The organism is Streptomyces sp. NPDC059695, from assembly GCF_042733785.1.
Taxonomy (GTDB): Bacteria; Actinomycetota; Actinomycetes; order Streptomycetales; family Streptomycetaceae; genus Streptomyces.
The window spans coordinates 162319-171763 of sequence record NZ_JBHWFF010000009.1 but is presented as its reverse complement, the minus strand read 5'-3'; the positions used below and the strand labels follow the sequence as shown (position 1 = coordinate 171763).

5 protein-coding genes and 1 pseudogene are annotated in these 9445 nt (G+C 71.4%); all 6 read left to right on the top strand.

The window, feature by feature from the left end; translation table 11 throughout:
- Positions 1–96: 96 nt before the first annotated feature.
- Positions 97–519 (top strand): annotated as a pseudogene (locus tag ACFV2S_RS14115) (NAD(P)-dependent oxidoreductase); the annotation flags it as partial.
- A gap of 482 nt (positions 520–1001) precedes the next feature.
- Positions 1002–3833 (top strand): putative bifunctional diguanylate cyclase/phosphodiesterase, encoded by a 2832-nt coding sequence (locus tag ACFV2S_RS14110; RefSeq protein ID WP_385557766.1) that lies wholly within the window; start codon positions 1002–1004, stop codon positions 3831–3833.
- Positions 3834–4061: 228 nt separating this feature from the next.
- Positions 4062–5912 carry an acetolactate synthase large subunit gene (locus ACFV2S_RS14105; RefSeq protein ID WP_383797006.1) on the top strand — a complete coding sequence of 617 codons (1851 nt, stop codon included), beginning with the start codon at positions 4062–4064 and terminating at the stop codon, positions 5910–5912.
- 31 nt (positions 5913–5943) lie between these two features.
- The gene (gene ilvN, locus ACFV2S_RS14100) at positions 5944–6471 is read left to right on the top strand and encodes an acetolactate synthase small subunit (protein WP_024756291.1); all 528 of its coding nucleotides are present in this window, start codon (positions 5944–5946) and stop codon (positions 6469–6471) included.
- 119 nt (positions 6472–6590) lie between these two features.
- Entirely contained in the window at positions 6591–7592 is a 1002-nt protein-coding gene (gene ilvC, locus ACFV2S_RS14095) for a ketol-acid reductoisomerase (RefSeq protein ID WP_383797005.1), read from the top strand.
- 237 nt (positions 7593–7829) lie between these two features.
- Complete coding sequence (gene serA, locus ACFV2S_RS14090; RefSeq protein WP_385557611.1) at positions 7830–9419, top strand: phosphoglycerate dehydrogenase; 1590 nt, start codon at positions 7830–7832, stop codon at positions 9417–9419.
- Positions 9420–9445 lie beyond the last annotated feature (26 nt).

The following is a 9445-nucleotide window of genomic DNA, read 5'->3' as shown; positions in this document are numbered from 1 at the left end:
GGGGCGGGGGGGGGGGGGGCGGGGGGCGGCGGGGGGGGGGGGCGCCCGGCGGGGGGGGGGGGGGGGGGGGGGGCGGGCGCCGCCCCCCCCCCCCCCACCACAGGGCGCGGCCCGGTGCACGCCCTGGCGGACCTGCCCGCGCTCCTCCCCGAGGCGGACGTGGTCGTGCTCTCCACTCCGCTCACGCCCGCGACCACCGGTCTCGCCGACGCCGGTTTCCTCGCGCGGATGAAGGACGGGGCGCTGCTCGTGAACGTCGCCCGGGGCCCGGTCGTCGACACGTCCGCGCTGCTCAAGGAGGTCGGGAGCGGAAGGATCACGGCGGCGCTCGACGTCACCGACCCGGAACCGCTGCCGGCCGGGCACCCCCTGTGGCACGCTCCAGGTGTCCTGATCAGTCCCCATGTGGGCGGTTCCACTTCGGCCTTCATGCCGAGGGCGAAGCGGTTGATCGCGGCGCAGCTGCGGCGCTTCGCGGCGGGTGAGGAGCCGGCCAACGTCCTCCTCACCACCGGCTGACCGGAGGGCCGCGTTCCGTCGGGCGGGTGCGTGCGCCCGGCACGCGCCGCGCACAAGCTCCCTGGTCGTCACGCAGAGTACTGCGACCCTGTCCCTGAGTGACGGTCCTGGTGTATCGTCCGGTGGCGGGGGACTGCGTCGAGAACGGGCTGACGCTGGGGAGCGAAGTGACGGGTCATCAGAATCCGAGGGGGGCGACGGGTGAAGCACGGCCGGAGGACCGACGGTCCGACGCGGCGACGCCGCCGGCGGCGAACCTTCCACGCCCCGCCGCCGGCCTCGGGCGCTCGGTGCCGGACCAGGCGGCGCAGCACCGCGCGCCCCACACCGCCGCGCCGCCACGCGCCGCCGCGCCGCCGGACACCGGCCGCGACGTCCACGGCCACGACGCCCACGACGGGCACACCCCCGGGGGCCCCGACGAGCCGGCGGCGCGGCCGCACGACGCGGCCGGGTGCGGCGGCGCGGCACCGGAGGATCCGGTGAGCGCGCCCGGGGCGGTCCTCACGCGCCGTCCCGTCGGCGGCGGCTCGAGGCACCCGGACCCCGACCGCCCCCGCCTCGGCGGGACCTTCGCCCAGGTCGCGCTCGGCCTCGTCTGTGCGGGCTACACCACCGGCGCCTCGCTCGGCTGGGGCTCCCCCCGACTGGCCCTCTTCATGGGCGACTTCGGACTCAGCGCCGCCGCCTTCACCGCGGCGGTCTCCTGCTTCCTCTACGGCCGGACCCACCGCGGCGGCACCCGGCCCGCCTGGCTGCTCTTCGCCTTCTCCTCCTTCATGGCCGCCGCGGGGAACGCCGTGTGGGGCTGGTACGAGGTGGTGCTCCGCACCGAGGTGCCGGACTCCTCCGCCGCCGACCTCTTCTTCTTACTCTTCGCGCCGCCCGCCATCGTGGGCCTCCTCGTCCTCGCCAAGAAGCCCGTCACCCGGGCCGGCTGGGTGTGCCTGGGGCTGGACGCCTGGCTCATCGGGGGCTCCCTGCTCACGCTCTCCTGGAGCCTCGCCCTCGCCCGCACCGCGCACTTCGAGGGCGAGTCCGTCGCCCAGGCCGCGCTGGCCCTCGCGTACCCGCTGCTCGACATCGTGCTCGTCAGCATGGTCCTCGTCCTGCACTTCCGCCGGTCGCAGGCGAACCGCTCGGCGACGAACACCGCGATCGCCGCGCTCGCCCTGACCGTGCTGTGCGACGCCCTGTTCACCTCGCCGCTGCTCCGCGAGAACTACGCCTCCGGGCAGCTGCTCGACGCCGGCTGGTTCGCCGGCTCCCTGCTGCTCGCCTACGCGCCCTGGGGCGTCCGCCGCCCGCCGGACGTCGCGGCCGCCCCGCGCGGCCCGTGGCTCCACAGCCGCCCGGTCGCCGGCTCGCTCGCCGCCCTCACCCCGTACCTCGCCGCCGCGGTCTGCACCCTCGGCATCCTGTACAACGTCGTCGAGGGCCGCCGGGTCGACCGCGTCGTCGTCCTCACCGGCTGCACGGTGGTGCTCGCCCTCGTCGTGCGCCAGGGCATCATGCTCCTCGACAACATCGCCCTCACCCACGAACTGGCCCAGAAGGAGAACCACTTCAGGTCGCTCGTGCAGGGCTCCAGCGACGTCATCATGATCGCCGCGCCCACCGGGACGCTCCGCTACGTCAGCCCGGCCGCCTCCGGCGTGTACGGACGGGACGCCGACGAGCTCATCGGCTCCGAGCTCGCCTCCCTCATCCACCCCGAGGACCTCGGCGCCGTCGTCCACGAGGTGCGCCGCTTCCTGGCCGTCTCGCCCGCCGACGAGCCCACCACCCGGATCGAGTGCCGCTTCCGCTCGGGCCGCGGAGACTGGCTCAACGTCGAGTCGACCGTCAACCGGCACCAGGGCGGCCTGATCTTCAACAGCCGGGACGTCACCGAACGCGTCCGGCTCCAGGCCCAGTTGCAGCACAACGCCGAGCACGACCCGCTCACCGACCTGCCCAACCGCGCCCTCTTCACCCGGCGCGTCCGTCAGGCCCTCGGCGGTCGCCGCTCCTCCGACCAGGGCACCGCCGTGCTCTTCATCGACCTCGACGGCTTCAAGGGCGTCAACGACCGCCTCGGCCACCAGGCGGGCGACGACCTCCTCGTCCAGGCGGCCCGCCGCCTCCACGACTCCGTCAGGGCCGGGGACACCGCCGCCCGGCTCGGCGGCGACGAGTTCGCCGCCCTCATCCTCGGCGACGGCGGGCGGGACCGGACGGCCCGCCGGAACCAGGTCCAGGAGATCGCCGACCGCCTCCGGCTCACGCTCTCCCAGCCCTACCGCGTCGACGGCGGCAACGAGGTGCGGGTCGCCGCCTCCATCGGCGTCGCCTTCGCCGAGCCCGGCATCGAGGCGGGCGCGCTGCTGCGCAACGCCGACCTGGCCATGTACCGGGCCAAGGCCGCCGGCAAGGACCGCGTCGAGCTCTACGCCCCGCAGATGCAGGCCGAGGTGGTCCGGCGGACCGAGCTCGCCGCCCGCCTGCGCACCGCCCTCCACGACGGCGAGTTCGCCCTGCTCCACCAGCCGGTCGTCGACCTCGCCACGGGCCGGATCTCCGCCGTGAGCGCCCAGGCGCGCTGGCGCTCGTCGCAGGGCATCCTCTTCACCCCGGCCGAGTACCTCCGGGTCACCGACGACGGCGAGCGCACCGCCGAGCTCGGCCGCTGGCTCCTGGAGGAAGCCGTGGAGCAGGCCGCCGAGCGAGCGGGAATCGGCCACCGGACGCCCGTGTCCATCCGGCTCTCCGCCCGGCGCCTCCTCGACCGCTCGCTGCCGCTCGGCTCGGTCGAGTCCCTGCTCACCCGGCACGGGCTGCCGTCCGGCTCGCTGATCGTCGAGCTCGCCGACAGCGACCCCCGCACCTCGCTCGACGAGCTGGAGCAGCGGCTGGTCGCCCTGCGCCGGCTCGGGGTGCGGATCGCGCTCGACGGGTTCGGCAGCGGACACATGGCGATCAACGCCCTGCGCAGGCTCCCCGTCGACATACTGAAGCTGGACCGCGGGCTCGTCGAAGGCGTCGTCGAGTCGGCCCGGCTCCGCAAGATCACGCGCGGGGTGCTGCGCATCGCCGGAGAGCTCGGCATGCAGACCGTCGCCGAGGGCGTCGACGTCCCGGAGCAGGTCATCGCCCTGCGCGCGATGGGATGCAGCCACGCCCAGGGCATGGCCTTCTCGGGCCCGCTCGACGAGTACCGCCTGCGCAGGGCCCTCGTACGGGACGAGTACCCGCTGCCCGGCGCCGTCCCCGTACGGGCCGGAAACCGTCCCCCGATCCGCTCAAATACTGAGACGCCCGTCCCACCCACTTGACAGTGGTGAGGGCGGAGAGGGAGGGTCAGTGCCATGCGCACCCGAATTCTCGTACTTGGAAAGCGCGTCGGCTGAGGCAGGGCCCCCGTAGGCCCCGCTGAGAACGCACCCGACGCGCTCCCCTCGCTTGCCTCACGGCACGAGGGGTTTTTTGTTGCACTGGCTCACCCCAAAAACGACGCAAACCCCTGCAAAACACCTCGCAAAAACCCTCTGCTTCGAGAAGAGATGCTGATGACCGAGCAGGCCACCGGGCACCATCCGCAGCCGCGGCCCCGTAACGGCGCGCAGACCGCCTCCACCGTCGAGCACGTCACGGGTGCGCAGTCCCTCATCCGTTCTCTCGAGGAAGTGGGCGCCGACACCGTCTTCGGCATCCCCGGCGGCGCGATCCTCCCCGCCTACGACCCGATGATGGACTCGAAGCGGGTGCGTCACATCCTCGTGCGCCACGAGCAGGGGGCGGGCCACGCCGCCACCGGTTACGCCCAGGCCACCGGCAAGGTCGGTGTCTGCATGGCGACCTCGGGCCCCGGCGCCACCAACCTGGTCACCCCGATCGCCGACGCCCACATGGACTCGGTCCCGCTCGTCGCGATCACCGGCCAGGTCGCCTCGAAGGCGATCGGCACGGACGCCTTCCAGGAGGCGGACATCTGCGGCATCACGATGCCGATCACCAAGCACAACTTCCTCGTGACCAAGGCCGAGGACATCCCGCGGACGATCGCCGAGGCCTTCCACATCGCCTCCACCGGCCGCCCGGGCCCGGTCCTGGTCGACATCGCCAAGGACGCCCTGCAGGCGAAGACCACCTTCAGCTGGCCGCCGCAGACCGACCTGCCCGGCTACCGCCCGGTCACCAAGCCGCACGCCAAGCAGATCCGCGAGGCCGCCAAGCTGATCAGCGCCGCCAAGCGGCCCGTCCTGTACGTCGGCGGCGGCGTCATCAAGGCCGGCGCCACCGCCGAGCTGAAGATCCTCGCCGAGCTCACCGGCGCCCCGGTCACCACCACCCTGATGGCGCTCGGCGCGTTCCCCGACAGCCACCCGCTGCACGTCGGCATGCCCGGCATGCACGGTGCCGTCACCGCCGTCACCGCACTGCAGAAGGCCGACCTGATCGTCGCCCTCGGCGCCCGCTTCGACGACCGCGTCACCGGCAAGCTCGACAGCTTCGCCCCGTTCGCCAAGATCGTCCACGCGGACATCGACCCGGCCGAGATCGGCAAGAACCGCGCCGCCGACGTCCCGATCGTCGGTGACGCCCGCGAGGTCATCGCCGACCTGGTCCAGGCCGTCCAGGCCGAGCACAGCGAGGGCAACAAGGGCGACTACACCGCCTGGTGGAGCGACCTGAGCCGCTGGCGCGAGACCTACCCGCTCGGCTACGACCTGCCGGAGGACGGCAGCCTCTCGCCGCAGCAGGTCATCCAGCGCATCGGCAAGCTCGCCCCCGAGGGCACCATCTTCGCCGCGGGCGTCGGCCAGCACCAGATGTGGGCCGCCCACTTCATCGACTACGAGCAGCCCGCCACCTGGCTGAACTCCGGCGGCGCCGGGACGATGGGCTACGCGGTCCCCGCCGCGATGGGCGCCAAGGCCGGCATGCCGGACCGCACGGTCTGGGCGGTCGACGGCGACGGCTGCTTCCAGATGACCAACCAGGAGCTCACCACCTGCGCCCTGAACAACATCCCGATCAAGGTCGCCATCATCAACAACGGCGCCCTCGGCATGGTCCGGCAGTGGCAGACGCTCTTCTACAACCAGCGCTACTCGAACACCGTCCTGCACTCCGGCCCGGACGACATCCAGGCGAACAAGGGCACCCGCGTCCCCGACTTCGTCAAGCTCTCCGAAGCCATGGGCTGTGTCGCCCTGCGCTGTGAGGACCCGGCCGACCTGGACAAGGTCATCGCCGAGGCCAACGCCATCAACGACCGCCCGGTCGTGATCGACTTCATCGTCCACGAGGACGCCCAGGTCTGGCCGATGGTCGCCGCCGGCACCTCGAACGACGAGGTCATGGCCGCGCGGGGCGTCCGCCCCGACTTCGGCGACGGCGAAGACGACTGAGCGCGCAGAGCGAAAAGGAAGAGACCCAGACATGTCCACCAAGCACACGCTCTCCGTTCTCGTCGAGAACACGCCCGGCATCCTCGCCAGGATCGCCGCCCTGTTCTCCCGCCGCGGCTTCAACATCGACTCGCTCGCCGTGGGCGTCACCGAGCACCCCGACATCTCCCGCATCACCATCGTGGTCAATGTCGAGGACCTGCCCCTGGAGCAGGTGACCAAGCAGCTCAACAAGCTGGTCAACGTCCTGAAGATCGTCGAACTCGAGCCCAGCGCTGCGATCCAGCGCGAGCTCGTCCTGGTGAAGGTCCGCGCCGACAACGAGACCCGCTCCCAGATCGTCGAGATCGTGCAGCTGTTCCGCGCCAAGACCGTGGACGTCTCGCCCGAGGCGGTCACCATCGAGGCCACCGGTTCGAGTGACAAGCTCGACGCCATGCTCAAGATGCTGGAGCAGTTCGGCGTCAAGGAGCTCGTGCAGTCCGGCACGATCGCCATAGGGCGTGGTTCCCGGTCCATCACGGACCGGTCCCTGCGGGCCCTCGACCGCAGCGCCTGAGAGTCCTCGACGGTCAACCGCCGGTCCGTCCGGCGGTCCGACTGACGAGACCCGAAAACTTTCCTCCCGCTCCCCGCCGTACGGTGGGACGCAACACCAGCACCTCAAGGAGATACCCAGTGGCCGAGCTGTTCTACGACGACGACGCCGACCTGTCCATCATCCAGGGCCGCAAGGTCGCGGTGATCGGCTACGGCAGCCAGGGCCACGCCCACGCGCTGTCGCTCCGTGACTCCGGTGTCGACGTCCGCGTCGGTCTCCAGGAGGGCTCGAAGTCCAAGGCCAAGGCCGAGGAGCAGGGCCTGCGCGTCGTCTCCGTCGCCCAGGCGGCGGAAGAGGCCGACCTCATCATGATCCTGACGCCGGACCCGATCCAGGCCCAGGTCTACGAGGAGTCCATCAAGGACCACCTGAAGGAGGGCGACGCGCTCTTCTTCGGTCACGGTCTGAACGTCCGCTACGGCTTCATCAAGGTGCCCGAGGGCATCGACGTCGCCCTGGTCGCCCCGAAGGGCCCGGGCCACCTGGTCCGCCGTCAGTACGAGGAGGGCCGCGGCGTTCCGTGCATCGCCGCCGTCGAGCAGGACGCCACCGGCAAGGCCTTCGACCTGGCGCTCTCGTACGCCAAGGGCATCGGCGGCACCCGCGCCGGCGTCATCAAGACGACCTTCACCGAGGAGACCGAGACCGACCTGTTCGGTGAGCAGGCCGTCCTCTGCGGTGGCACCGCGGCTCTGGTCAAGGCGGGCTTCGAGACCCTGACCGAGGCCGGCTACCAGCCGGAGATCGCCTACTTCGAGTGCCTCCACGAGCTGAAGCTCATCGTCGACCTCATGTACGAGGGCGGCCTGGAGAAGATGCGCTGGTCGGTCTCCGAGACCGCCGAGTGGGGCGACTACGTCACGGGCCCGCGGATCATCACCGACGCCACCAAGGCCGAGATGAAGAAGGTCCTCGCGGAGATCCAGGACGGCACCTTCGCCAAGGAGTGGATGGCCGAGTACCACGGCGGCCTGAAGAAGTACAACGAGTACAAGACCCAGGACGCCAACCACCTCCTGGAGACCACCGGCAAGGAGCTGCGCAAGCTCATGAGCTGGGTGAACGACGAGGAGGCGTAAGCCTTCCGGGAAGGGGCCGGACAGCGTGTCCGGCCCCTTCCCCCGTCGTTGGACACCTCGTCCAACCACGGACGGGTGATCCTTCCAACGAGGCGCATGAAGTGCGCCGGTGCACCACTACACTTCTCAACAACATACGCGTCAGGCCCACAGCGTCGTGCGCTTTCACGCGGCAAGCCCCCTCCACCGCCTGCGGCCGTCGGGACGGCCGTCCGCACTGGACCTGTGAGGACTCACGTGAGCTCGAAACCTGTCGTACTCATCGCTGAAGAGCTGTCGCCCGCCACTGTCGACGCGCTGGGCCCGGACTTCGAGATCCGGCACTGCAACGGCGCCGACCGGGCCGAGCTGATCCCCGCCATCGCCGATGTGGACGCGATCCTGGTCCGCTCCGCGACCAAGGTCGACGCCGAGGCCCTCGCCGCCGCGAACAAGCTCCGTGTCGTCGCCCGTGCCGGCGTCGGTCTGGACAACGTCGACGTCTCCGCCGCCACCAAGGCCGGCGTCATGGTCGTGAACGCCCCGACCTCGAACATCGTCACCGCCGCCGAGCTCGCCTGCGGTCTGCTCGTCGCCACCGCGCGCAACATCCCGCAGGCCAACACCGCCCTGAAGAACGGCGAGTGGAAGCGCAACAAGTACACCGGCGTCGAGCTGAGCGAGAAGACCCTCGGTGTCGTCGGCCTCGGCCGCATCGGCGTCCTGGTCGCCCAGCGCATGTCCGCCTTCGGCATGAAGATCGTCGCGTACGACCCCTACGTGCAGCCGGCCCGCGCCGCCCAGATGGGCGTGAAGCTCCTCGCCCTGGACGAGCTCCTCGAGGTCGCCGACTTCATCACCGTCCACCTGCCGAAGACCCCGGAGACCCTCGGTCTCATCGGCGACGAGGCGCTGCACAAGGTCAAGCCCTCGGTCCGCATCGTCAACGCCGCGCGCGGCGGGATCGTGGACGAGGCGGCGCTGTACTCGGCGCTGAAGGAGGGCCGGGTCGCCGGCGCGGGCCTCGACGTGTACGCGAAGGAGCCCTGCACGGACTCCCCGCTCTTCGAGCTCGACCAGGTCGTCTGCACCCCGCACCTCGGCGCCTCCACGGACGAGGCCCAGGAGAAGGCCGGCATCGCGGTCGCCAGGTCGGTGCGCCTGGCGCTCGCGGGCGAGCTGGTCCCGGACGCGGTCAACGTGCAGGGCGGCGTCATCGCCGAGGACGTGAAGCCGGGTCTGCCGCTCGCCGAGAAGCTCGGCCGGATCTTCACCGCCCTCGCGGGCGAGGTCGCGGCCCGTCTCGACGTCGAGGTCTACGGCGAGATCACCCAGCACGACGTGAAGGTGCTCGAACTCTCCGCGCTCAAGGGCGTGTTCGAGGACGTGGTCGACGAGACCGTGTCGTACGTCAACGCCCCGCTGTTCGCGCAGGAGCGCGGTGTCGAGGTCCGTCTGACGACGAGCTCCGAGTCGCCCGACCACCGCAACGTGGTGACCGTGCGCGGCACGCTCTCGAACGGCGAGGAGGTCGCGGTCTCCGGCACGCTGGCGGGCCCGAAGCACCTCCAGAAGATCGTCGCCGTCGGCGACTACGACGTGGACGTGGCGCTCGCCGACCACATGGTCGTGCTGCGCTACGAGGACCGTCCGGGTGTCGTCGGCACGGTCGGCCGGATCCTCGGCGAGGCCGGTCTGAACATCGCGGGCATGCAGGTGGCGCGCGCGGAGGAGGGTGGCGAGGCGCTCGTCGTCCTCACCGTGGACGACACCGTCCCGGCGCCCGTGCTCGCGGAGATCGCCACGGAGATCGGCGCGGCCTCGGCCCGCTCGGTCAACCTGATCTGACGCACCCCGCACCTCCGTACCCGGCC